Source organism: Cupriavidus gilardii (genome assembly GCF_013347325.1).
Classification (GTDB): domain Bacteria; phylum Pseudomonadota; class Gammaproteobacteria; order Burkholderiales; family Burkholderiaceae; genus Cupriavidus; species Cupriavidus gilardii.
This window is the reverse complement of record NZ_CP054626.1, coordinates 43,239-67,517: the sequence shown is the minus strand read 5'-3', so window position 1 is coordinate 67,517 and position 24,279 is coordinate 43,239. Positions and strand designations below refer to the sequence as shown.

At 69.4% G+C, this 24,279-nt stretch carries 24 protein-coding genes; 15 read left to right on the top strand and 9 right to left on the bottom strand.

What is annotated here, in order from left to right:
• The first annotated feature begins 235 nt into the window (after window positions 1–235).
• From FOB47_RS10535 to rfaE2, 7 genes are all read left to right on the top strand, one after another.
• Window positions 236–1,234, top strand: a complete 999-nt coding sequence (locus tag FOB47_RS10535) for a Bug family tripartite tricarboxylate transporter substrate binding protein (protein ID WP_174782388.1) — start codon at window positions 236–238, stop codon at window positions 1,232–1,234.
• An 89-nt stretch (window positions 1,235–1,323) separates the two neighbouring features.
• On the top strand, window positions 1,324–2,307 hold the full coding sequence (locus FOB47_RS10530) for a fumarylacetoacetate hydrolase family protein (protein WP_174781029.1): 984 nt from the start codon (window positions 1,324–1,326) through the stop codon (window positions 2,305–2,307).
• Between the two features lie 157 nt (window positions 2,308–2,464).
• The gene (locus FOB47_RS10525; protein ID WP_174781028.1) at window positions 2,465–3,388 is read left to right on the top strand and encodes an enoyl-CoA hydratase/isomerase family protein; all 924 of its coding nucleotides are present in this window, start codon (window positions 2,465–2,467) and stop codon (window positions 3,386–3,388) included.
• 52 nt (window positions 3,389–3,440) lie between these two features.
• Window positions 3,441–4,421 carry a PhaM family polyhydroxyalkanoate granule multifunctional regulatory protein gene (locus tag FOB47_RS10520; RefSeq protein WP_174781027.1) on the top strand — a complete coding sequence of 327 codons (981 nt, stop codon included), beginning with the start codon at window positions 3,441–3,443 and terminating at the stop codon, window positions 4,419–4,421.
• A gap of 47 nt (window positions 4,422–4,468) precedes the next feature.
• Window positions 4,469–5,671, top strand: a complete 1,203-nt coding sequence (locus FOB47_RS10515; protein WP_174782387.1) for a patatin-like phospholipase family protein — start codon at window positions 4,469–4,471, stop codon at window positions 5,669–5,671.
• A 174-nt stretch (window positions 5,672–5,845) separates the two neighbouring features.
• Window positions 5,846–6,709, top strand: a complete 864-nt coding sequence (locus tag FOB47_RS10510; RefSeq protein ID WP_053820860.1) for a ferritin family protein — start codon at window positions 5,846–5,848, stop codon at window positions 6,707–6,709.
• 25 nt (window positions 6,710–6,734) lie between these two features.
• Window positions 6,735–7,229 (top strand): D-glycero-beta-D-manno-heptose 1-phosphate adenylyltransferase, encoded by a 495-nt coding sequence (gene rfaE2 / locus FOB47_RS10505; protein ID WP_174782386.1) that lies wholly within the window; start codon window positions 6,735–6,737, stop codon window positions 7,227–7,229.
• Between the two features lie 44 nt (window positions 7,230–7,273).
• Here rfaE2 and FOB47_RS10500 read toward each other — a convergent pair whose 3' ends face one another.
• Window positions 7,274–8,161 carry a type III pantothenate kinase gene (locus FOB47_RS10500; protein ID WP_174781026.1) on the bottom strand — a complete coding sequence of 296 codons (888 nt, stop codon included), beginning with the start codon at window positions 8,159–8,161 and terminating at the stop codon, window positions 7,274–7,276.
• Entirely contained in the window at window positions 8,158–9,072 is a 915-nt protein-coding gene (locus tag FOB47_RS10495; RefSeq protein ID WP_174781025.1) for a biotin--[acetyl-CoA-carboxylase] ligase, read from the bottom strand. Before FOB47_RS10495 ends, FOB47_RS10500 begins: the two co-directional genes overlap by 4 nt.
• A gap of 129 nt (window positions 9,073–9,201) precedes the next feature.
• Between FOB47_RS10495 and FOB47_RS10490 the strand changes: the two genes are divergently transcribed.
• The 5 genes from FOB47_RS10490 to FOB47_RS10470 all read left to right on the top strand — a co-directional run bounded on the left by FOB47_RS10490 (window position 9,202) and on the right by FOB47_RS10470 (window position 14,160).
• Window positions 9,202–10,326 (top strand): MlaE family ABC transporter permease, encoded by a 1,125-nt coding sequence (locus FOB47_RS10490; RefSeq protein WP_174781024.1) that lies wholly within the window; start codon window positions 9,202–9,204, stop codon window positions 10,324–10,326.
• Window positions 10,323–11,189, top strand: a complete 867-nt coding sequence (locus tag FOB47_RS10485; RefSeq protein WP_053820857.1) for an ABC transporter ATP-binding protein — start codon at window positions 10,323–10,325, stop codon at window positions 11,187–11,189. The genes FOB47_RS10490 and FOB47_RS10485 overlap by 4 nt, the downstream gene beginning before the upstream one ends.
• On the top strand, window positions 11,189–12,148 hold the full coding sequence (locus FOB47_RS10480; protein ID WP_170265965.1) for an MlaD family protein: 960 nt from the start codon (window positions 11,189–11,191) through the stop codon (window positions 12,146–12,148). The genes FOB47_RS10485 and FOB47_RS10480 overlap by 1 nt, the downstream gene beginning before the upstream one ends.
• A gap of 97 nt (window positions 12,149–12,245) precedes the next feature.
• The gene (locus FOB47_RS10475) at window positions 12,246–12,848 is read left to right on the top strand and encodes an ABC-type transport auxiliary lipoprotein family protein (protein WP_174782385.1); all 603 of its coding nucleotides are present in this window, start codon (window positions 12,246–12,248) and stop codon (window positions 12,846–12,848) included.
• Between the two features lie 139 nt (window positions 12,849–12,987).
• Window positions 12,988–14,160, top strand: a complete 1,173-nt coding sequence (locus FOB47_RS10470; RefSeq protein WP_390884857.1) for a VanZ family protein — start codon at window positions 12,988–12,990, stop codon at window positions 14,158–14,160.
• Between the two features lie 359 nt (window positions 14,161–14,519).
• Here FOB47_RS10470 and pxpA read toward each other — a convergent pair whose 3' ends face one another.
• From pxpA to pxpB, 3 genes are all read right to left on the bottom strand, one after another.
• Entirely contained in the window at window positions 14,520–15,254 is a 735-nt protein-coding gene (gene pxpA / locus FOB47_RS10465) for a 5-oxoprolinase subunit PxpA (protein ID WP_174781022.1), read from the bottom strand.
• Window positions 15,255–15,327: 73 nt separating this feature from the next.
• Entirely contained in the window at window positions 15,328–16,407 is a 1,080-nt protein-coding gene (locus FOB47_RS10460) for a 5-oxoprolinase subunit C family protein (RefSeq protein WP_174781021.1), read from the bottom strand.
• A complete protein-coding gene (gene pxpB, locus FOB47_RS10455; RefSeq protein WP_174781020.1) occupies window positions 16,404–17,078 on the bottom strand; it encodes a 5-oxoprolinase subunit PxpB in 675 nt (224 codons plus the stop codon). The genes FOB47_RS10460 and pxpB overlap by 4 nt, the downstream gene beginning before the upstream one ends.
• Window positions 17,079–17,351: 273 nt before the next feature.
• Between pxpB and FOB47_RS10450 the strand changes: the two genes are divergently transcribed.
• Together FOB47_RS10450 and FOB47_RS10445 are read left to right on the top strand one after the other, a co-directional pair.
• Window positions 17,352–18,341: a tripartite tricarboxylate transporter substrate-binding protein gene (locus FOB47_RS10450; protein ID WP_174781019.1), complete on the top strand. Its 990-nt coding sequence runs from the start codon at window positions 17,352–17,354 to the stop codon at window positions 18,339–18,341.
• A gap of 95 nt (window positions 18,342–18,436) precedes the next feature.
• Window positions 18,437–20,083, top strand: a complete 1,647-nt coding sequence (locus FOB47_RS10445) for an alkaline phosphatase family protein (RefSeq protein ID WP_174781018.1) — start codon at window positions 18,437–18,439, stop codon at window positions 20,081–20,083.
• On the opposite strand, the gene FOB47_RS10440 is transcribed toward FOB47_RS10445, so the two are convergent.
• The 4 genes from FOB47_RS10440 to FOB47_RS10425 all read right to left on the bottom strand — a co-directional run bounded on the left by FOB47_RS10440 (window position 20,080) and on the right by FOB47_RS10425 (window position 23,107).
• Window positions 20,080–20,685: a MarR family transcriptional regulator gene (locus FOB47_RS10440; protein ID WP_174781017.1), complete on the bottom strand. Its 606-nt coding sequence runs from the start codon at window positions 20,683–20,685 to the stop codon at window positions 20,080–20,082. The genes FOB47_RS10445 and FOB47_RS10440 overlap by 4 nt on opposite strands.
• A gap of 55 nt (window positions 20,686–20,740) precedes the next feature.
• Complete coding sequence (gene lipA, locus FOB47_RS10435; protein ID WP_006577815.1) at window positions 20,741–21,739, bottom strand: lipoyl synthase; 999 nt, start codon at window positions 21,737–21,739, stop codon at window positions 20,741–20,743.
• Between the two features lie 36 nt (window positions 21,740–21,775).
• On the bottom strand, window positions 21,776–22,567 hold the full coding sequence (lipB, locus tag FOB47_RS10430) for a lipoyl(octanoyl) transferase LipB (protein WP_174781016.1): 792 nt from the start codon (window positions 22,565–22,567) through the stop codon (window positions 21,776–21,778).
• 177 nt (window positions 22,568–22,744) lie between these two features.
• Complete coding sequence (locus FOB47_RS10425; protein ID WP_053820849.1) at window positions 22,745–23,107, bottom strand: DUF2917 domain-containing protein; 363 nt, start codon at window positions 23,105–23,107, stop codon at window positions 22,745–22,747.
• A 207-nt stretch (window positions 23,108–23,314) separates the two neighbouring features.
• Here FOB47_RS10425 and FOB47_RS10420 point away from each other — a divergent pair, with 207 nt between their 5' ends.
• On the top strand, window positions 23,315–24,268 hold the full coding sequence (locus FOB47_RS10420) for a transcriptional regulator GcvA (RefSeq protein ID WP_174781015.1): 954 nt from the start codon (window positions 23,315–23,317) through the stop codon (window positions 24,266–24,268).
• The last annotated feature ends 11 nt before the right edge of the window (window positions 24,269–24,279 follow it).

Here is a 24,279-nt window from a genome sequence, read left to right as displayed (position 1 = left end):
CCTTGCCGAACAAGCGGCCGGCAAGCGCGGCAATATAGTTCGATTCCGTCACGTCGCGCTACGCCTCGATCGGTAAATTTACTATAGCGAAATCGATTTACCAGTTTTTAATCCGTCGCTAGACTGCGCAAAGGCGTGTCCGGCCACGCTCGAACTGCCACCACGCCCGTACAACAACATCCCGGAGACCCGCATGCCAGCCCTGCTCGCCGCTGCGCCCGCCGCGCCCCTTTCCATGCCGAACCTGCGTCGCCTGCTGAACGCCGCCGTGCTCGGTGCCGGCGCGCTGGCGGCGCTGGCCGCCGCTCTGCCCCGCCCAGCCGCGGCGCAGCCCGCCTGGCCGAGCCAGCCGGTGCGCTGGGTCGTGCCGTATCCGGCCGGCGGCGGCACCGACGTGGTGGCGCGCACGCTGGCCCAGGCGATCTCGCCCGCGCTGGGCAAGCAGGTGGTGATCGACAACCGGCCGGGCGCGGCGACGATCGTGGGCGCCGACACCGTCGCGCACAGCAAGCCGGACGGCCACACGATCCTGACCGCCGACACCGCGACGCTGGCAGCCAACCCCTCGCTGTACCGCAAGCTGCCGTACGACCCGGCCAGGGACTTCGTCCATGTCGGCATGATCGCCCGCTTCCCGCTGATCCTGGTCGCCAACCCGAACTTCCCGGCGCGCACGCTGAAGGAGGCGGTCGACTACGCGCGCAAGAACCCGGACAAGGTCAATTTCGCCTCGCCGGGCGCCGGCAGCCCGCACCATCTGGCGATGGAGCTGTTCATGGAGCAGACCGGCATCCGGATGACCCACGTGCCGTACAAGGGCGCGGCGCCCGCGGTGCAGGATCTGCTGGCGGGCCAGGTGGACCTGATGTTCCTCGATCTGGCGGCCGGCCAGCAGAACGTGCTCGGCGGCAAGCTGCGCGCGCTCGGCAGCGCCACGACGAAGCGGCTGGCCGCGTTGCCGCAGGTACCGACGGTGGCCGAGGGCGGCGTCGCCGGATTCGAAGCCTATGCCTGGCAAGGCGTGGTCGCGCCGGCCGGCACGCCGCAGCCGGTGGTGGCCCGTCTGAACGCCGAGCTGGTCAAGGCGCTGAAGCAGCCCGAGGTCCAGAAGCGCTTCGAGGGCATCGGCGTCGAGCCGGTCGCCAGCACGCCGGATGAGTTCGCCAAGTACGCGCGCGGTGAGGCCGAGCGCTGGGGCAAATTGATCAAGGCCAAGGGCATCACGGTAGACTGACGCCCTCGCGGCGGCCGGCACAGCCGGCGCCATATCAGCCATCCGGACGCCGGCGCCATGCCGGCGTCGTTCTTGATGCAGGAATCCCGATGAAACTGGCCACCCTGAAGGACGGCTCGCGCGACGGACAGCTCGTGGTCGTGTCGCGCGACCTGAAGACCGCGCACTATGCCACCGACATCGCCGGCAAGCTGCAGACCGCGCTGGACGACTGGCATTTCCTCGCGCCGCAGCTGCAGGATCTGTACGACGCGCTGAACGCCGGCCGCGCCCGGCATCCGTTCGCATTCGACCCGCGCCAATGCATGGCGCCGCTGCCGCGCGCCTACCAGTGGGCCGACGGCTCCGCCTACGTCAACCACGTCGAGCTGGTGCGCCGCGCACGCGGCGCCGAGATGCCGCCGGAGTTCTGGACCGACCCGCTGATGTACCAGGGGGGCGCCGACGATCTGCTCGGCCCCTGCGACGACATCGTCTGCGCCAGCGAGGCCTGGGGCATCGACTTCGAGGCCGAAGTCGCGGTGATCACCGGCGACGTGCGCATGGGCGCCACGCCCGAGCAGGCGGCCGAGAGCATCCGGCTGCTGGTGCTGGCCAACGACGTGTCGCTGCGCAACCTGATCCCGGCCGAACTGGCCAAGGGCTTCGGCTTCTTCCAGAGCAAGCCGGCCACGGCGTTCTCGCCGGTCGCGGTGACGCCCGACGAGCTGGGCGACGCCTGGCGCGAACGCAAGGTCCATCTGCCGCTGACGGTCTGGTGGAACAGCAGGAAGGTCGGCTCGCCCGACTGCGGCACGGACATGGTGTTCGACTTCGGCCAGCTGATCGCCCATATCTGCAAGACGCGCAATGTGCGGGCCGGCAGCATCGTCGGCTCCGGCACGATCTCCAACGTCGACCGCAGCAAGGGCTACTGCTGCATTGCCGAGAAGCGCACGCTGGAGACCATCGAGAGCGGCGCGCCGGTGACGCCATTCATGCAGTACGGCGACGCGGTCAAGATCGAGATGTTCGACGCCCAAGGCCGCTCGATCTTCGGCGCGATCGACCAGGTGGTGGCGGCCCCCGCCTGACGCGGCGATCGCGGCGGCGATGCGCCTATAATTCCCCGACCGCCCGGTTGGGGAATGGCCGCGGGGCCCGCCCCGGTCCCCGTGCTCCCTTTCCTGTCGGGCGCCGCCGCGGCAGCCTGCCGCGCCCTCAACCCGTCCGCCACGAGTCCGCGCCGCCATGAACGCCCCTTCCGCCGCCACTCCCGCCGCCACTGCTGCCACCACTGCTGCCACCACTGCTGCCACCACTCCAGCCGCTGCCTCGGCCGCCACCGTCGGCACCAACGGCACCGGGCCTTCCGAACGCTACGCCCGCTATCAGGCGCTGACGCTGCGCCAGCACGGCCCCATTCTCGAGATCGTGATGGGCGCCCAACAGTCGGCCAACCGCAAGCTGGCCACCGCCGACGCCAACATGCACCGCGAGCTGGCCGAGATCTGGCGCGACGTGTCGGCCGATCCCGAGATCCGGGTCGCGCTGATCCGCGGAGAGGGCAAGGGCTTCTCGGCCGGCGGCGACCTGGCGCTGGTCGAGGACATGGCCAACGATTTCGAGACCCGTTCGCGCGTCTGGCACGAGGCGCGCGACCTCGTCTACAACGTGATCAACTGCGACAAGCCGGTGGTCTCGGCGATGCACGGTCCCGCGGTCGGCGCCGGACTGGTGGCGGGGCTGCTGGCCGATATCTCGATCGCGGCGCGCACCGCGCGCATCGTCGACGGCCATACACGGCTGGGCGTCGCCGCCGGCGACCACGCCGCGATCGTCTGGCCGTTGCTGTGCGGCATGGCCAAGGCCAAGTACTATCTGATGCTGTGCGAGTCGGTCAGCGGCGAGGAAGCCGAGCGCATCGGCCTGGTCTCGCTGGCGGTCGACGAGAGCGAGCTGGTCGCCAAGGCCTTCGAGATCGCCAACCGGCTCGCCGAAGGATCGCAGAGCGCGATCCGCTGGACCAAGTACGCGCTGAACAACTGGCTGCGCATGGCCGGGCCCGCCTTCGATACCTCGCTGGCGCTCGAGTTCATGGGCTTCGCCGGACCCGATGTCCGGGAAGGCGTGGCCAGCCTGCGCGAGAAGCGGCCGCCGCGCTTTGGCGACTAAGTCTGCGCGTGCCGCCCACCGATGACGATCGCCCCACCGCGGAGCACAGACCATGTTTGGACAGATACCCGATTTCAACGACGGCTTCGAATTTCTGCGCAAGATGTGGGGCAACGCGGCCGGCATGCCGACCGGGCTGATGCCGGGCCTGCAGGCGATGACGCCGCCGATGGATCTGGACGAGGTCGACAAGCGCATCCACGACCTGAAGGCAGTCGAAAGCTGGCTGCAGCTGAACGCCAATCTGCTGCGAACGACGATCCAGGGCCTCGAGGTCCAGCGCGCGACGCTGGTCGCGCTGAAGACCGTCGGCGAGGCGCTGTCGCCGGAGGCCTTGCAGAGCGCGATGGAAAACGTCGCACGGGCGGCCAACGCCCCCAGCGCGGCGCCGCCGCGGCGTCCGGCTTCACCGCCGCCCGCACAGCCCGCCGCCGGCGCCGAAGGCATCGATCCCAGCGATCTGGCCGACATGGCCGAGATGGAGGCCACGCCGGACCAGGATGACGATGATGACGGCGACCAGAGCCCGCCGGACCATGAGGCGCCCCCCGCGGGCGGCGGGCAGCAGGCCGCGCAAGCAGGCCGGACATCGCAGTCGGCCGGCGCCGCGCCGCCGCCACAGGCCAATCTGTGGTGGGACATGCTGCAGCAGCAGTTCAATCAGATCGCCAGCAGCGCCGCCGCCGCGAGCCTCGCCTCGCTGAACAACCTGGGCGGGTTCGGCGCGGGGCAGCCCGGGGCGGCACCATCGGCCCGGGGCGGCGGCCAGCCCGGCCATGGCGCAACGGCACCCGAGCCGCCCGCGCGGTCCGGCCAGGGCGCGGCGAAGACGGCAACCAGGACCCGCGCCAGGACGGCAACCAAGGCAGGCAGCCGCGGCACGGGCGGCGCCGCCCACGATGCAAAGGCCGGCACGAATGGCGCGACGAATGGCGCGACGAATGGGGCCACGGAAAGCCCTGACAAAGGCCCCGCGCCGGCCGGCAAGCCCGCGAAGACCGCGCGCCGCGGCAAGGCCAGCAACGGACACTGACGCCGGAGGCGGCCTTGGCAGCGAGCAAGACCACCGCGGTGATCCTGATGGGCGGCGGCGCGCGGGCCGCCTACCAGGCCGGCGTGCTGCGCGGCATCGCGCGCATCGCCGCCCGCCACGGCGCGGGCACGCGCAATCCGTTCGAGATCGTCTGCGGCACCTCGGCCGGTGCGATCAACGGCGCGGGCCTCGCGATCGACGCCGGCGACTTCGATCGCGCCACGGAAACGCTGGCCGCGCTGTGGTCCAGCATCCATGCCGAGGACGTCTATCGCACCGACGTGCTGCGCGTCGGCATCTCGGGCGCGCGCTGGCTGTCCGCGCTGGCGGTCGGCTGGGCGCTGCAGCACGCGCCGCGCGCGCTGTTCGACAACAAGCCGCTGGACAGCCTGCTGAGCGAGCTGTTCGATCCGGACCGCGTGCAGGCCAGCCTCGACGCCGGCCACCTGCAGGCGCTGGCGATCACCGCGCTGTCCTATTCGACCGGGCGGCACGTGACCTTCTACCAGTCGCACCGCCGTATCCAGCCCTGGCGCCGCAGCCAGCGCGTCGCGGTGGAGGCGCGCATCGGCGTCGATCATCTGCTGGCCTCGTCGTCGATTCCCTTCCTGTTTCCCGCCACGCCGCTGGAACTCGACGGCCATCACGAGTGGTTCGGCGACGGCACCATGCGGCAGATGTCGCCGCTGTCGCCGGCCATCCATCTCGGCGCCTCGCGCATCCTGGCGATCGGCGCGGCCTCGGCGCCGCGCGCCGGCTGGTACGACACCGTGCCGGCGGGCGGCTATCCGTCGCTGGCGCAGGTCGGCGGCCAGGCACTGGCCAGCATCTTCCTGGACGGGCTGTCGACGGATCTCGAGCGGCTGCAGCACATCAACACGCTGCTCTCGCGGATGCCGGAGATCGCCAACGATCGCGAGGGCTGGCGCCCGGTGCAGGTGATGACGATCGCGCCGAGCGAGCCGATCGAGGCGCTGGCGATCGAGCACGTCAAGCGGCTTCCCCGCACCGTGCGCGCGCTGCTGGCGCCGCTGGGCGGCACCGAGGCGAAAGGCGCGGCATTTGCTAGCTACCTGCTGTTCGAGCCCGAGTTCACGCAGGCGCTGATCGCACTCGGCGAGCGCGATGCGCAGGCGCAGGGCGACGAACTGGCCGCTTTCCTCTATGGCGTGATCCCCGGCACGCCGGCCGCGGGCAGCACGCCGGCGATCAGCGAGGCCGGCTCTCCGCCCGCCTCGGCGCTGGCCTGACGCGTTTTCCGCGGTTTTCACAGTGGCGACAGCTGACTGTGGCAGGCTGCTGCCCGGTCCGCCATTGGCAGGCGGCATCGAACCGTTCGCAGGGCAACTTGCGAACGGGCAGCAAAAGGTCTATAGGAATGATTCGCATCTGGTAGAATCTGCCCGTAATTTCAAAGGCTTACCATGCTCTACCCCGAACTGTTCAAATCGCTGGAAGCGGTCCGCTGGCATATGGACAAGGACATCCCCTGGGATTCCTTCGATGCCAGCCTGCTGACGGACGATCAGGCGAAAACCATCCGCATGAACGCGATCACCGAGTGGTCCGCCCTGCCGGCCACCGAAATGTTCCTGCGCGACAACCGCCACGACTCCGACTTTTCGGCGTTCATGAGCGTGTGGTTCTTTGAGGAGCAGAAGCATTCGCTGGTGCTGATGGAATACCTGCGCCGCTTCCGCCCGGATCTGGTCCCGACCGAGGAAGAACTGCACGCCGTGCGCTTCGAATTCGATCCGGCGCCGCCGCTGGAAACGCTGATGCTGCATTTCTGCGGCGAAATCCGCCTGAACCACTGGTATCGCCGTGCCGCCGAATGGCACACCGAGCCGGTGATCAAGCATATCTACCGCACGCTGTCGCAGGACGAGGCCCGCCATGGCGGCGCCTACCTGCGCTACATGAAGAAATACCTGAACCAGTTCGGCGACAACGCGCGCTCGGCCTTCGCCAAGATCGGCGTGCTGATGGCATCGGCGCGCCGCACCGAGAAGCCGCTGCACCCGACCAATCTGCACGTCAACAAGGCGCTGTTCCCGAACGACACCGTGCAGTCGCGCCTGCCCGATCCGGACTGGCTCGAGCACTGGCTGGACAAGCAGATCCGCTTCGACGAAGGCTGGGAGAAAAAGGTCATCGACCGCATCCTGCACAACATGTCGCTGCTGTTCGAGCGCACCTTCGAGACCGTGCAGGACCTGAACCGCTATCGCAAGGAACTGAACGCGCGGCTGCAGGCCAATGGCGGCACCAAGCCCGCCGAAGCCTGACACCGGCGCCGTCCTTGCGATGACGCTGTCCCCTCCGGCCTTCGAGGCCAAGCTCGCTTCGACCGACGATCCCCAGGTGCTGCAACGGCGCCTGGCGGCCTTGCCGCGCCCGATGGTGTTTACCAACGGCGTTTTCGACATCCTGCATCGCGGCCATGCCACCTATCTGGCCCAGGCACGCGAGCTGGGCGCCTGCCTGGTGGTCGGCGTCAACAGCGACGCCTCGGTGCGGATGCTGGGCAAGGGCGACGACCGCCCGCTCAATGGCGAGGCCGACCGCATGGCGCTGCTGGCCGCGCTCGAGTCGGTCGATCTGGTGCTGATGTTCGGCGAGAAGACACCGGTCGAGCTGATCCGGCTGGTACGCCCCGACATCTACGTCAAGGGCGGCGACTACGACATCGATACGCTCGAAGAGACCCGGCTGGTGCGCAGCTGGGGCGGCCAGGCCCGCGCGATCCCCTTCCTGCACGACCGCTCGACCACCAAGCTGCTGCACAAGGTCAGGCAAGGCGGCTGAAGCCGCCGGCGGTCCGCCCCCCGCCCATCGAGCGGCGCGGGTCTTCAGCTCGCGCGCTGCTGCGCGGCCATCACCGACAACCCCAGCAACACCAGGTTCTCGTGCCGCTCGAACGGCAGCGTCAGCGCGCCGGCCAGCGCCTCGCGCGCGCCGCCCGACAGCAGGCAGCGGGCCGGACCGCGCCGCGTCAGCGCGCTCCAGGCCCGTTCGATCGCGCCGGCCTGCGCCGCCAGGCAGCCCGCGGCGATCGCGTCGCGGGTGTTGTCCGCCCACGCCGCCGTGGCCTGGGCCTCGGCAATCTCGACCGCCGGCAACTGCGCCGTATTGCGCGCCAGTGATCCCATCATCAACGCCAGCCCCGGCAGGATCATGCCGCCGGCGAAGCGCGAGCGCGCCGGCGTGCCGGCGCCGGCGCTGCCCGGCGCCAGCACCACGTCGATCGTCGTCGCGGTGCCCGCCGTGACGATCAGCAGATGGCCCTCGGGCAGATGGCGGCGCGCGCCGATGGCGCCGACCCAGCGGTCGACGCCCAACTGGCTCGGTTCGCGATAGCCGTTGTCCAGCGTGCCGTGCGACGCGGTGGCGCGGGCCCAGTGCACCGCCGGCGGAGCGCCGAAGGCATCGGCCAGCAAGGCGTCGACCTCGGCCGCGATGACGGGCCCGGCCACGTTACTGATCCAGACACCGCGCGGTGCGCCTTCGGCATCGGCCAAGGCGCGCCAGTCCGCGGCGAGCGTGGGCAGGGCTTCGTGCCCGCAGGCACCGGCGGCGCGCCACGGCACCGGCAACGCACCGGAGGGCGCGGCGCCTGGCGAATGCGCGCCGCACCAGGCCCACTTCAAGCGGGTATTGCCGATATCGATCAGCAGCACGGTGCCGGCCGCCTTGGCATCGGCATCCGCACTCGCATTCGCATTGGCGAGCGCGCTCATCGCGCCCCCTCGCTGGCGGGCCGCAGCGACAGTTCGCCCGACGCGATCCGCTGCAACCCGCTTGCCGTCTCCAGCAGCAGATGGCCTTCGCCATCGACGCCGCGCGCCATGCCCTCGGCCTGCACCGCGCCGTCGTGCAGCAGCCGCACCGGCTGGTTGCGATAGGCGTCGCGCGCCGACCAGCGCCGCGCCATCGGCGCGAAGCCGTCGGCGAGAAAGGCGTTGCGCATCGCCGCCAGCCGGTTCAGCACCGCCGCCAGCAGATCGGTCGGCCCATGCCGCGGATCGAATCGGTCCGTGCATTCGGTGACGCCGGCCAGAGAGCGGCCGAGCGCGGCCTCCATCGCGGCATCGCGCACCAGGTTCAGGCCGATGCCGACCACCGCCCATACCCGCTGCGGACCCGCGGGCACCGATTCGATCAGGATGCCCGCCAGCTTGCGGTCGTCGATCTGCAGATCGTTCGGCCACTTGAGGCCGACCGCCTTGCCCAGCCGGGCATCGACATCGTTCAGCGCCTCGGCCAGCGCCAGCCCGACCGCCAGACTGAGACCGGCCAGCCGCGCCGGCGGCAGCGCCAGCGGCAGCGCGACGGAGAACGTCATGCCCGCCTGGCCCTGCCAGGGCCGTCCCTGGCGCCCGCGTCCGGCGGTCTGCCGGTAGGCGAGCCGCAGCATGCCGGCCGGCAGCATGTCTGCCTCGGCCCACGGCGTGCGCCGGCAGGCCTGAACCAGGTCGGCGTTGGTCGAGCCGGTCTCGTCGACGATCTCGAGTTGCCACTGCGCCGCGTCCTCGACCAGTGCGGCCCGCAGGCGTACCGGATCGATGCGCCAGGCAGGCGGCAACGAGGGAGAAGGCGTGGGGAGATCGGCGGAGGAATCGGCCGAAAAATCGGTGGGGGCGGTGGTCATGCGGGCGGAGGAGGCAGGAAATCGGCGGCGGCCGACGATATCGGGCCATGCGCATTGTAGCCGCGTCCACTTTGGCGCCTGCCGGCGCGTGGCTTAAAATCGGCTTTCGCACCTTACATCGGTCAGCCATTGGAACGCTATACGAAGCCGGACATCGCTGTCACGCAACAGGACGGCACTGCCGCCGTGCAGTTGCAGGGAGACTGGACCGCGCTGTCGCTGGCGCAGGAGCGCTGCGCCCATGACCTGCGCCGGCAGCTGCAGGCCCTCGTTCCCGGCACGGCGCGCTGGCAGCTGGGCGGCATCGGCCGGCTCGACCATATCGGCGCGCAGTTGTTGTGGCAGGCCTGGGGCGAAAGGTTTCCGGCCCATCTCGAGGCCACCGACGGCCAGCGCCGCGCGTTCGAGCGGATCGCCGCGGTGCGGCGGCACGGCTGGAAAAAACGGATGGTCGACCGCTTCAACCCGATCACGCTGCTGGGCGCGTCGATGCTGTCGCTGTTCTCGCAGCTGGGCAACGGCGTCGCGATGCTGGGCCAGCTGTCGCTGGACCTGCTGCGCTTCGCCGCCGCGCCGCGGCGCGGCCCGTGGCGCGAGATCTCGGCCAACGTCTACAGCATCGGCTACAAGGCGCTGGGCATCACCGCGCTGGTGGGGTTCCTGATCGGCGTGGTGCTGGCCTATCTGCTGGCCAACCAGCTGCGGACCTACGGCGCCAGCGTCTTCATCGTCAATATCCTCGGCCTGTCGGTGATCCGCGAGCTCGGGCCCGTGCTGGCCGCGATCCTGGTCGCCGGCCGCTCGGGCTCGGCGATCACCGCGCAGATCGGCGTGATGCGCGTCACCGAAGAGCTCGACGCGATGCGGGTGATGGGCATCTCGCACAGTTTCCGGCTGATCATGCCGCGCGCGATCGCATTGGCCGTGGCGATGCCGCTGCTGGTCGCCTGGACCGCGCTGCTGGCGCTGGTCGGCGGCATGGTGGCCTCGAACATGCAGCTGGGCCTGAGCCCGGTGTTCTTCCTGCGCGAACTGCCCAACGCGGTGCCGGTCGCGAACCTGTGGCTGGGCCTGGGCAAGGGCGTGGCCTTCGGCATGCTGATCGCGCTGACCGCCTGCCATTTCGGCCTGCGCATCAAACCCAATACCCAGAGCCTGGGCGAGGGGACGACCGCGTCGGTGGTTACCGCGATCACCGTGGTGATCGTGGCCGATGCGATCTTCGCGATCCTGTTCAAGGATGTCGGCATATGACGGCGATCGTCGATACCGGCCGGGACACCGCGCAACGCGGACGCACGCCGATCATCGAGGTACGCGGCCTGGTCAAGCGCTTCGGCGATACCGTCGTCCATGATGGCCTGGACCTGGAGGTCTATCGCGACGAGGTGCTGTCGATCGTCGGCGGCTCGGGTACCGGCAAGACCGTGCTGCTGCGCCAGATCGTCGGCCTGGAGCGCCCCACCGCCGGCACCATCCGGCTGTTCGGCGAAGACCTCGCCGGGCTCGATCCGGCGCGGCTGCAATGGATGCGCAACCGCTGGGGCATGCAGTTCCAGCGCGGCGCGCTGTTCTCGTCGCTGTCGGTGATCGACAATATCGCGCTGCCGCTACGTGAACTTCGCTGCCTTCCCGACAATCTGATCTGCGAGGCGTCGCTGCTCAAGCTCGAACTGGTCGGCCTGTCGGCGCGCGACGCCGACAAGATGCCGGCCGATCTGTCCGGCGGCATGATCAAGCGCGTGGCGCTGGCCCGCGCGCTGGCACTGGAGCCGGAACTGGTGTTCCTGGACGAGCCCACCGCGGGCCTGGACCCGATGGCGTCGGACGACTATGTCGCGCTGATCCGCGAACTGCGGCGCGAACTGAAGCTGACGGTGGTGATGGTCACGCACGATCTGGACACGCTGGTCGCGCTGTCCGACCGCGTCGCGGTGCTGGCCGACCGCAAGGTGCTGGCCGCGCTGCCGATCCCGCAGTTGGTGAAGATCGACCATCCCTTCATCCGCGAATATTTCCTCGGCGAACGCGGCCAGCGTGCGCTGAGCGCGCTGCCTGCCAGCGCCAACCCTGCATCGGACGTGGCGGCGGTGTCCGGCCACGCTGGAGAGTCGTGATGGAAAACAAGTCGAACGCCTTTCTCGCCGGCGTGTTCACCATCGGCCTGGCCGTGCTGGTGCTGTTTGCGCTGTTCTGGTTCGGCACCGACCACACCGAACGCGTGCCCTACGATCTGGTCACGCGCTCGACCGTGACGGGGCTCGGCCCCCAGGCCGACGTCAAGTACCGCGGCCTGACGGTGGGCCGGGTCGAGTCGATCCGCTTCGATGCGTCGGTGCCGGGCCAGATCATCGTGCGCATCAGCGTCGACAAGGAGGCGCCGATCACGCGCACGACCTATGCCACGCTGGGCCTGCAGGGTGTGACCGGCATCGCCTACGTGCAACTGGACGACACCGCCGCGCAGGAAGGCAGCACCGCGCCGTCGCCGCCGCTGGAGACCTCGCCGCGCGCGGTCGCCCGCATCCAGATGCGGCCGGGCTTCTTCGAGGAACTGGAACGGCGCGGCGACTCGCTGCTGACGCAGGTCGAATCGCTGATGGCCTCGCTCAACGACATGTTCCAGGGCGAAAACCGGCGCGAGCTGATGACGACGATCCGCTCGATCAAGGAGGGCGTCGACGACTATGCGCGCGTGGCCCGTGCGCTCGAACCGGCCGCGCGCCAACTGCCGCAGGTCACCGCGAACCTGAACGCGACGCTGAAGTCCACGCAGCAACTGACACGCGAACTGGGCAGTCCCGACGGCACGTTGATGCGCACCGTCGACGGCGTCGGCCAGCAGTTGCGCGCCGCGGCCGGCTCGGTCGAGCACGCGGCAAACAATCTGAACGACCAGACCTTGCCGCAGCTCAATGGCCTCGCGCGCGATGCGCGGCAGACCGTCCGCAGCCTGGACCGCGCTGCCGGCCAGTTCAATGAGCGGCCGCAAAGCGTGCTGTTCGGCGGCTCGGCGACTCCCCCCGGTCCCGGCGAGGACGGCTTCAGCGCGCCCTCTGCGGCGACCGCGCCGTGACCGCAACCCTGCACGGAAACCGATGCCCATGACCGACGCCGTCCTGCCACGCCCTGCCCGCCTCGCCGGCCTGCCCAGCCTCTCCCGCGCTTGCGCCATGCTTCGCATCGGCGCCATGCTTCGCCTCGGCGCCGGCGCGCTGCTGACCGCCTCGCTGCTGGCCGGCTGTTCGCTGCTGCCTGCCACGCCGCACAGCACCACCTACGATCTGGGCCCGCCCACCGCCGCGCCGGCACAAGGCAAGACGCTGCCGCGGCTGCGCGTGCTGTCCACCGATGGCCCGTCCTGGCTGGACGGCAGTGCGATCCACTACCGGCTGCGCTATGCGCAGGCCGAGCGCCTGCAGCCCTATGCCACGCAGCGCTGGATCATGTCGCCGGTGCGGCTGTTCGACGAACGGCTGCGCGAAGCGGTGTCGGCGCGCGGCGAACTGACCTGGGCCGGGGATACGCAGGCGCCCGCGCTGAAGGTCGATATCGTCGACTTCGAGCAGGTCTTCGACAGCGCCGACAGCAGCCGCGGCGTGGTGCAGGTGCGCGCCACCGTGATGCGCAACGGCATCATCGGCCAGAAGACCTTCACCGCCGAGCAGCCCGCCCCCAGCGCCGACGGCGCCGGCGGCGTGCGCGCGCTGGCCGGCAGCACCGATGCCGTGATCGCGGCAATCATCGACTGGGTCGCGACGCTGCCGGTACGATGAGCCGATACATCAGCGGGTACGCCAGCCGGTACGCCGGGCCGGTACGCCGGCAAGCAGCATCATGAAACAGCACGACCTGCCACCGTCTCCCGTCCCTGCGGACCCGCGCCTCGGCGCGGCGCCGCCCGAGAACGCGGCCATGCTGCGCCATTCGCCGCTGGCGCGCTTCGGCCTGCTGTGCCTGACGCTGCTGATGATCTACGCCAGCCTGTATCCGTTCACCGGCTGGACCGACAACGGCATCTCGCCGTGGGCCTTCCTCAATGCGCCCAAGCCGCGCTACATCACCGACTTCGATCTGCTGACCAATGTGCTCGGCTATTGCCCGTTCGGCGCGCTGGTGGTGCTGTCGCTGCATCCGCGCGTGACGGGCGCGCGCGCCGCGCTGCTGGCGTTCGCCGCCGGCATCGTGCTGTCGGGCGCGATGGAGGCGCTGCAGACGTGGCTGCCCAACCGCATTCCATCGAATATCGACCTGATGACCAATGCGCTGGGCGCGCTGCTCGGCGGCACGATGATGGCGCCGTTCGCCAGTGCGATGATCGATCGCGGCACGCTGCGGCGCATGCGCATCGCCTGGTTCGAGTCGCACGCCAGCTTCGCGATCATCCTGATCCTGCTGTGGCCGTTCGCGCAGATCTTTCCGCAGGAGCATCTGTTCGGCATGGGCGGGCTGGTGCGGCAGTGGCTGACCAATCCGGAGTCGTGGCCGATGCAGCTGGTGCAGTGGGTGTTCCCCGGTTTCCTGCGGCTGCAGGAGGACATCGGCCTGCGCCCCGACGACATGCAGCAGCACCAGCTGCTCGAATCGCTGGTGACCGGCTGCGCGTGGGTCGGCACCGGGCTGTTCGCCTCGGTGGCGATGCGCCGGCAGGCGCCGACGCTGCGCATCCTCGCCGGCCTGCTGGCCGTCACGCTGCTGCTCAAGGGACTCGCGGCCGAGCTGCAGTTTCCCGCCGACAACGCCTTCAACTGGCTGTCGGAGGGCGGCCGCTACGCGCTGCTGACCGGCACGCTGGCGCTGGTGCTGCTGGTGCGCCTGCCCCGCCCGCTGCGCGGCATCCTGGCGATGAGCGCGCTGCTGACGCTGGTGATCCTGACCAACGTGCTGCCGCCCAATCCCTATGCCTGGGTCTCCGAACAGGGCTGGCGGCTCGGCCGCTTCGTCCATTTCAACGGCCTGGCCCAATGGCTCGGATGGCTGTGGCCGTTTCTGGCCTTCTGCTATCTCGCCTGGCGCGTCGAGCAGTTCGGGCTCACGCGGCGAAGGGAGCGGCGGAGGCAGCGCGGGGCGCCGCGGGCAGACCGCTAGACGACGTAGCGCTGTCCCCCATCGCCCTTCCCGCGACGTCACCGTTTTCACATATTCCAGAACCGGAAGACGGCAGCAGCCTGCGACTCTTTCGGCAGCCAACGCGAATGTCGGCGCGTCATCGCAGCACTGAGCAGAGATCGCCCTTCAAATCGTGCTTGTATCGGGGGCGTTGGAGGAAGTGTTGCAGACCCCGGACTCGAGGAGCCCACCTGTCGAGGCTGCCGTCATACTGACGACCTCTACAATCGTCCGCGCTTGTCTGCAACGTACGAAGTTTAAGTGGCAAATCGGCACAGGCAACAGCCGTTCGACCCGCCGCGCAAGTTCAGGGCAATTCGAGCAAGAATATCGCCTGCCTAAGCCCGCACCGCAATCCCCTCTTCCCCCAGACGATCGCGGATCCGTTGGGCGAAGGCCAGTGCATGTGGCCCGTCGCCATGCAGGCAGACGGTATCGGCCTGGATCGGTATCCATTGGCCGTCGATCGCGCGGACCTTGTGCTCGCGGACCATCGACAGCGTTTGCGCCAGCACGGCCTCGTCGTCGTCGAGCAGCGCACCGGGCGTGCCGCGGCGGACCAGCGAGCCGTCGGGGTTGTAGCCGCGATCGGCGAAGACCTCCTCCTTGACCGTCAGCCCGGCCTCGCGCGCGACCTCGATCATCACGCTGCCGGCCAGGCCGAAGAAGACCAGTTGCGGGTCGAAGTCGCGTACCGCGTCGACGATTGCCTGCGCCTGCGCGCGGTTGCGCGCGGCCTGGTTGTAGAGCGCGCCATGCGCCTTGACGTGGGCAAGGCGGCCGCCCTGGGCCTTGACGATCGCCGCGAGCGCGCCGATCTGGTACAGCACGTCGGCATAGATGTCGCGCGGGTCGCGCTGCATCTCGGTGCGGCCGAAATTCTCGCGGTCGGGATAGCTAGGATGCGCGCCGATGGCGACGCCTTTCGCCAGCGCCCACTGCACGGTCTGCAGCATGGTGGACGCGTCGCCGGCATGCCAGCCGCAGGCGACATTCGCCGAGCTGATCAACGCCAGCAGCGCTTCGTCGCTGCCGCAACCTTCGCCGAGGTCGGCGTTCAGATCGATCTGCATGACGGGCCTCCAGGATGGGTTCGGTCGTTTCGTTGCGTTCTTCTGGTTCGCTGCGTTCGTTGGCGCTCTCGCGTCACGGCGGCGTGGCACCGGCCGGTGACAGCCGGCGCGTCATCGCGCGCCGCCGCGCGGCCGGCGCCTGCGCCTCGGTCCGCGCCTCGGATTGCCATGCCACCGCCTGCGCGACCTGGCGCAGATAGGTCTGCACCTGCATGCGCGCGGCCTCTGCCTCCTCGAGACCGACGCGGTGAAAGCGCACCGCCGCGCCGAGCGGCGCCTGCGCCAGGCGCCACAGATCGGCCTCGATGACGACGCCGATCTTCGGATAGCCGCCGGTGGTCTGGGCATCGGCCATCAACACGATCGGCTGGCCGCCCGGCGGCACCTGCATGACGCCCGGCACCACGCCATGGGACAGCAGTTCCGGTGCGCCGCGCCGCCGGGCCAGCGCCGGCCCTTCGAGCCGGAACCCCATGCGGTTGCTGTTCGGCGTGACGGTCCAGTCGGCCTGCCACAGCGCCTGCTGGGCCTCGGTCTCGAACTGATCGTACTCCAGCCCCGCCAGCATGCGGATCGGCAGCGCGCGGCCGTCAGCGGATGCTGCGTTGGATGCTGGTGACGACGGCGAAGGCAACGCCCACGGGGGCGCCAGCACGCCGATCCGCGGCAATGGCGCCGGACCCGGGCCGGGCCGCAGCGCCGCGAGCCGATCGCCCCGCCGCAGCGCTCGGCCCCGGTATCCGCCGAAGCCGGCCTTCAGATCGGTGCTGCGCGAGCCCATCGCCAGCGGCACGTCGATGCCGCCCGCCACGCACAGATAGGTACGGGTGCCGCCGCGGGGCGCCGGCAGCGTCAGCGTGCTGCCCGCGTGCACGTCGAACGCATGCCAGCACCAGACCGGCTCGCCGTCGACATCGGCACGGCATTCGGCGCCGGTCAGCGCGATGCGCAGATCGGCATGGAAGCGGACCGTGACGCGGCCCAGCGTGAATTCGATGGCAGCGGCGCCGGCGTCATTGCCAAGCAGCAGGTTGCCGACCCGCAGCGCGACGCTGTCGAGCGCACCGGCTCCACCGACCCCGAAGCGGCGCATGCCGTCGCGGCCCAGGTCCTGGATCGACGCCAGCGCGCCGGGGCGAAGGATCTCGATCATGCGCGCACCGATTCAACCACGAAGCGCACGGTGTCGCCGGGCGCCAGCAACGAGGGCGGATCGCGCTCGGGCAGGAACAGCGGCAATTCGGTACGTCCGATCAATTGCCAGCCGCCGGGCGCGGCTGCGGGATAGACGCCGGTCTGCTCGCCGCCGATGCCGACCGCACCGGCCGGCACCGCCAGCCGCGGCTCGGTGCGCCGCGGCGTGGCCAGCGCCGGGTCCAGCCCGCCCAGATAGGCGAAGCCGGGCTGAAAGCCGAGGAAGTAGACGGTATAGCTGCCCGCGCTGTGCCGCCGCGCCACTTCCTCGGGCGTCAGGCCGGTATGCGCGGCCACGTCGGCCAGGTCGGGGCCGTCGTCGCCGCCGTAGCGGACCGGGATCTCGACGACGCGGCCGCCGACATGGCTGCCGGCGTTGCTGCCGTCGCCTTCTCCGTCGGCGCGCTCCCACGCCTGCGCCAGCCGCGCTTCGAGCGCGAGCGGGTCGGCGCCCTCATCGAACAGCACCGTCAGGCTGTTCATGCCGGGATAGGCATCGACAACGCCAGGCCACGTGCCGGCGGCGTCGGCTATCGCCCAGAAGCGGCGCTGCACGTCGAGCGACGCGGGTGGCGGCACGCTGCACAGCAGCGCGCGCTCGGCAAGGCGGTGGATCGTGCAACTAGCCATGATGTTGGTCGGTCCGGAATTCAGGAGGCGCGCGGGGTCCGGGAATGCGGGTCCGGAATGCAGCTCCGGAGTGCACCTCCAATATGCGCGGCGGAGCGCCCGATGCGTCTTATCGGCAATTTATCGAGAAAGTGAGTTTTGCGAAACCTGTGCCGCCATGCCGGCGCCTAGGGTTTTCCATAGCCGCACGCGACGATAGTTGATTAGATCAATCGTCGATGTCCCGCTTAAATTTGCCCGCATCCTCGTAGAAAGGACCCTCACGGAGACGCCATGACATTCGCAACCTTGGCCCGCAAGGCCCGCCGCGCGGCGCTGGCCGTCGCGCTGCTGAGCGCGGCCGCGCCCGCCGCGCTGGCACAGAACATCGGCAAGATCGACGGGCCGCTGCGCTTTGTCGTCGGGTATGCGCCGGGCGGCGCCTCGGACCGCGCGGCGCGCATCGTCGGCCAGGCGCTGCAGGCGAAGTACGGCGTCACCGTGGTGGTCGAGAACAAGGCCGGCGCCGGCGGCCGGCTCGCCGCGCAGCAGCTCAAGCACGCCGCTCCCGCCGACAACGTGCTGATGCTCGGCAATCCGGCCGTGATGACCGTCGCGCCGCTGGTGTTCAAGGACACCAGCTATGACCCCGACGCCGACTTCGTGCCGGTGTCGCAGGTCTCGTCCTACGACTTCGCCGTGATCACCGGCCCGCAGGTGCCGGTCCGCGAGATGTCGCATCTGGTGGCCTGGCTCAAGGCCAATCCCGGCAAGGCCTTCTTCGGCGTGCCGGCCACCGGCAGCCTGCCCCACTTCTTCGCGCTGATGCTGGCCGAGCGCGCCGGCGTCAAGGGCGACGTGGTCGGCTACAAGGGCTCGGCGCCGCTGGCCACCGACATGCTGGGCGGCCAGGTGCCGGTCGGCGTCGACACGCTGGACGCGGTGCTGTCGCTGCATCAGAGCGGCAAGCTGAAGATCCTCGCGGTGTCGGGCAAGACCCGCTCGTCGTTCGCCAAGGACATCCCCACGCTGAAGGAGACCGGCATCGAGCTGGCGGCCGACGGCTGGAACGCCTTCTTCGCGCCGAAGTCGATGCCGGCCGACAAGGTGAAAGCGCTGTCGGCGGCGATCTACAGCGTGATGTCCGACCCGGCGGTACAGCAGCGTTTCGTCGCCGCCAACATGCAGCCGGTGGCCAGCACGCAACAGCAGACCGCCGACATGCTGAAGGCCTACAAGGCGCAGTGGCAGCCGGTGGTCAAGCGCAGCGGCTTCCAGCAATAAGGGCCGGGCGCCACTGCAGACAGCAAGGCAGACAGCAACTGCAGCCAGCAACAGCAAGCAGCAACCGCAAGCAGCAACCGCAAGGAGCGACGCCGATGGCCCGCAATATCCTCTTCATCATGTGCGACCAGCTGCGGTGGGACTACCTGTCCTGCACCGGGCATCCGACCATCCGCACGCCGAACATCGACGCGCTGGCCGCGCGCGGGGTGCGATTCTCGCGCGCCTATGCGCAGTCGACGATCTGCGGCTCGTCGCGGATGAGCTTCTACACCGGCCGCTATGTCGATTCGCATGGCGCCGCCTGGAACAACTTTCCGCTGAAGGTCGGCGAGATGACGCTGGGCGACTATCTGCGCCCGCTCGGCCGGCAGACCGTGCTGGTCGGCAAGACCCATATGGCGGCCGACACCGAGGGCATGGCGCGGCTCGGCATCGATCCGGACTCGCTGATCGGCACGCGCGTGGCCGAGTGCGGCTTCGATCCGTACGAGCGCGACGACGGCCTGCACGGTAGCGGCCCGGCCGGCCGCTACGATCCGAAGCCGGTGCGCTACAACGACTATCTGCGCGAGCTCGGCTATGCCGGCGACGACGGCTGGGACGACTGGGCCAACGCTGGCGAGGACGAGAACGGCAATCTGCTGTCGGGCTGGCTGCTGCGCAATTCGAGCCGGCCCGCGCGCGTGGCGGAGGAGCATTCGGAAACGCCGTACATGACGCGGCGCGCGATGGAGTTCATCGACCAGGCCGGCGACGCGCCGTGGTGCCTGCACCTGTCCTATATCAAGCCGCACTGGCCCTGCATCGCGCCGGCGCCCTATCACGCGATGTACGGGGCCGCCGACGTGCCGCCGCCGGTCCGCAACGAGGGCGAGCGCGCGCAGCCGCATCCGATCTATCAGGCCTTCCTGAACTCGCGCGTCAGCCGGGCGTTCTCGCGCGACGAGGTGCGCGAGGCGGTGATTCCCGCCTATATGGGCCTGATCACGCAGATCGACGACCAGATCGGCGTGCTGACGCGCTTCCTGGAGAACAAGGGGCTGCTCGACGACACCATGATCGTGTTCACGTCCGATCATGGCGACTACCTGGGCGACCACTGGATGGGCGAGAAGGACCTGTTCCACGAGCCGTCGGTGCGGCTGCCGCTGATCGTCGTCGATCCTTCACCGGCGGCCGACGCGACGCGCGGCTCGGTGTGCGATGCGCTGGTCGAGGCGATCGACCTGGTGCCGACCTTCGTCGAGGCCTGCGGCGGCGCGCCGCAACCGCACCGGCTCGAGGGACGTGCGCTGCAGCCCTGGCTGCACGGACAGGCGCCGGCGAACTGGCGCCGCTACGCGATCAGCGAATACGACTATTCGGCCACCGGTGCCGCGGTATCGCTGGGCGTCGCGCCGCTCGATGCGCGGCTGTTCATGGTCGTCGACGCACGCTGGAAGTACATTCACGCGCCCGGCTTCCGGCCGATGCTGTTCGATCTGGCCGAAGACCCGCACGAGCTGCACGACCTCGGCGCCGATCCCGCCCACCAGGCGCAATGCGAGCGGATGTATCTCGCGCTCGCGCAATGGGGACTACGGCAGTCGCAGCGTACCGCGATCAGCGATGAACGCATCGCCGCGATGCGCGGCGCATCGGTGCGCAAGGGCATCCTGCTGGGATTCTGGGACGAGAGCGAGCTGCCGGAGGAGCTGCTACACGAGAAATGGCGCGGCGCGCGCGAGGCGCTGCGCTAGCGGGCGGCGCTGTCTTCGTCCGAGGCGGGGTCCATCTCCGACTCAGCCTCGGCTTCGTCTTGCGGCGCGGTCCATTGGCGCCGCGCGCCGCCGCCACGCCAGCGGTTGGTGCTGACCGTGGTGGCGACCTGCCGCTTGACGCGGACGGCCTGCTCGGTCAGCGCGGTCAACAGCGTGTCCAGGGTCGCCAGTTCTTCATTCGATAGCGTCTCGACCAGGCGCCGATTGATCGCCGCCACCTCGTCGAACAACTGCCGGTAGAGCGCCTGCCCCGCCGGCGTCAGCGCGACGCTGGCGCGGCGGCGGTCGCCGTCGAGTGTCTGCCGCCGGATCAAACCCTTGGCGGTCAGGCGCGTGATCGCCCGCGATACGCGCGTGCGGTCCAGATGGCATTGGTCGGCGATCTCCGACGGCGCCTGCGCGCCGCGCACGGCCAGCAGCCCGAGCAGCGCCCACTCGCGGCGCGACACCCCGTACTGGCCTTCGCACAGGCGGATCACCGCCGCGCCGCTGGCGCCAACCAGCGCCGCGAGACGGAAATTGAGCAGATCGGTGATATCGCGCGGCGCGCGCAGGCGGCTGGCGCCTGCGTCGTCTGCCACGGGATCGGAAGAAGGCAAGGCAACATCCGGCGCCGCGAACGGGCGCCGGGCGGGATCAGGCGAAGCCGGCCTGGTGCGCCTGCTGGTCGGCATGGTAGGAGCTGCGCACCATGGCACCGACCGCGGCGTGGGTGAAGCCCATCTTGTAGGCCTCTTCCTCGAACATCTTGAAGGTGTCGGGATGGACGTAGCGCAGCACCGGCAGATGGTGATTCGACGGAGCGAGATACTGGCCGATGGTCAGCATGTCGATGTCGTGCGCGCGCATGTCGCGCATGACTTCGAGGATTTCCTCGTCGGTCTCGCCCAGGCCCACCATCAGGCCCGACTTGGTCGGCACGTCCGGATTGCGGCGCTTGAACTCCTGCAGCAGCTTCAGCGAGTGCGCATAGTCGGCGCCTGGACGGGCCTGCTTGTACAGGCGCGGCACCGTTTCCAGGTTGTGGTTCATCACGTCCGGCGGGCAGGCCTGCAGGATGTCCAGCGCCTTGTCGAGACGGCCGCGGAAGTCGGGCACCAGCACCTCGATGCGGGTGATCGGCGACAGCTCGCGGGTCTTGCTGATGCAGTCCACATAGTGCTGGGCGCCGCCGTCGCGCAGGTCGTCGCGGTCGACGCTGGTGATCACCACATAGTTCAGCTTCAGCTGGGCGATGGTCTTGGCCAGGTTCAGCGGCTCGTTGACGTCGAGCGGATCCGGGCGGCCGTGGCCGACGTCGCAGAACGGGCAGCGGCGCGTGCACTTGTCGCCCATGATCATGAACGTCGCGGTGCCCTTGCCGAAGCATTCGCCGATATTCGGGCAGCTCGCTTCCTCGCACACGGTCACCAGGTTGTTGGCGCGCAGGATGTCCTTGATCTCGTAGAAACGCGAATTGCCGGTGGCCGCCTTCACGCGGATCCAGTCCGGCTTCTTCAGCTTCTCGGCGGGGACGATCTTGATTGGAATGCGGGCGGTCTTGTCGGCCGACTTCTGCTTGCGGGTCGGGTCGTAGGCCGCGCCTTGGGCGGCATCGCCTTGGGGATTCGAGGTGGCGATCAGGGCGTCGCTCATGGTGTTCTCCGCGCGCTCCCCGCGCGCATAGGTCGGCTAGGCCGTGGTCAGGGGTGTCAATTGGCCGGAGGCCGTGGCGGCTGGTTCGTTCGCTTGCCGGTTCGCTTGCTGGTTCGCTGCCGGCTCGCCGGCCGCCGCGCGCGCCTGCGCTGCAGCCAGCACATCGCACAATGCCGCCGCCAGGCGTCGCGCGATCTCGGGTTGATGCCGGGCATCGACCGGTTCCCGGCGCACGCCCCCGTCGGCATCGCTCGCCGGCACCGTGGCGCCGGCGCGAGCCATGTCGACCGTCTCGAGGCCGGCATAACCGCACGGATTGATACGCAGGAACGGGTCCAGATCCATCCGCACGTTCAGGCTGACGCCGTGGTAGCTGCAGCCGTTGCGGATCTTCAGGCCCAGCGCGGCAATCTTGGCGCCGCGGTGCGGACCGTCGGACAGATAGATGCCGGGCGCGCCAGGCTTGCGTTCGGCGGGCAGATTATACGCCGCGAGCGTGTCCAGCACTGCCTGCTCGATCGCATGGACCAGCTCGCGCACCATCAGGCCGCGGCGTCGCAGGTCCAGCAGCAGGTAGGCGACGACCTGTCCCGGCCCGTGGTAAGTGATCTGTCCGCCACGATCAATGCGGACCAGCGGGATCGCCGTATCGGGCGACAGCAGATGCGATGGATCGCCCGCCTGGCCCAACGTATAGACGGGAGGGTGCTCGACGAGCCAGATCTGGTCGGGAGATTCGGCGGTGCGCGCGGCGGTATAGGCGCGCATCGCGTCGAAACAGGGCGCGTAGTCCTCCCGGCCCCGTTCGATGACTTCGATTGCTTGCATGCCGAGAGTGTAGCGAAAAGGGCCGGTTCGCACCGGCCCCTGCTTCGCTGGCGGCTGTCACCCTGGCGCCCTCAGGGTTGTCCGCCGCCGGGACGTCGTTCGTCCAGGGTCCCGGGCGCCGGCGGCCGGCTGTAGACCAGCCGCAGATGGCGCCGGCCCGCCGCTTCCTCCTTTCCGTCAGGACGCGGCGACGACGTCCTGGTTAGGCGACCATTGCGTCCCTCGAACCAGTCGTCTCACGATGCGGTTCACCAGATGCGGCAGGTTGGTGGCGGCCGGGCGCCGGGCTTCGGCGATCAGGGCCAACCGCACCGCACGTTCGGCGCGCGGATCGACGCTGAGCACCACTTCGTCGCCGCGGTTCAGCTGCAGGCTGGCGCCGCAGCGCAGCCAGTAATCTTCCGAATCGCCGTCGCGGGTGACCCACAGGTTCAGGCCGGCGGCATCTTCCACATAAAGCCGTTGCGCGGTATGGACCGACAGCGGCGCGACCTCGCCCGGGTTCAGGCTGAAGACGGTCGTTGTGAGCAGGGTTTCCATTTTGGACTTCCTTCACTAAGGTGACGGTACCGTCCGGCACGCGCATCTCGCGTGGCTGGCGTCGCGCTTTACCGTATGTAGCCTGGTCTGGCCTGGCGCGCTCGCTGTTGCGGTCCCGATGCACTGCATTCTAGTGATTGCCCGGCCACCTCCAAAACGATATATATTGATTTCCCTTGTTAGCCGAACTCACATAAAAACCCTGCGATGACCCTCAAGCGCAACCCCGTCGAACTGCCGCGCGCGTGGCATCGCGAGCTGCCAAGGCTGCCGGCGCTGACCGCACTGCGCGCATTCGAAGCCGCCGCTCGGCACGAAAGCTTCTCGCGCGCCGCCACGGAGCTGTTCGTCACCCACGGGGCGGTCAGCCATCAGGTCCGGGCATTGGAGGAGGAGTTGGGCCAGCCGTTGTTCGCCCGCAACGGCAAGCGGGTCAGCCTGACGCCGGCCGGACGCGTCTACGCCGAGCGCGTGCGCGACGCGCTGCTGCAGATCGCCGAGGCGACGCGCGCGCTGCAGTCCGGCACGCGCGACAAGCGGCTGACCATCAGCACGATGCCGTCGTTCGCGGCGCGCTGGCTGACGCCGCGCATCGGCAGCTTCATCGAGCGGCATCCCGAGCTGGACGTCGAGCTGATGTCGTCGAACACGCTGGTCGATTTCACGCGCGACGAGGTCGACGTGGCGCTGCGCATGGGCAGCGGCGACTATCCGGGGCTCTATGTCGAGCGGCTGCTCGACGACGTGTTCTTTCCGGTCTGCAGCCCGAACTTCCTGGGCGGCAAGCTGCCGCGGCGCCCCGAGGACATGCAGGGGCTGACGCTGCTGCGCGGCGAGGGCGATCCGTGGCGGCCCTGGTTCGAGGCGGCCGGGCTTGACTGGCCGGAACCACGCAAGGGCCTGATGTTCGAGGACTCGTCGCTGCTGCTGCAGGCCGCGGCGGAAGGCCAGGGCATCGCGCTGATCCGCTCTTCGCTGGCCTACAACGATCTGCTGTCCGGGCGCGTGGTGCGGCTGTTCGACGTCAGCATCCCATGTCCATGGCTGCTGTACTTCGTCTGCACGCCGGCAATGCTGGAGACGCCGAAGGTGCAGGCCTTCCGCAACTGGCTGCTGCCCGAGATCGCGGCGTTCCGGGAGATCCTGTCGCAGTGGGCCTAGGCGCTTCCGGC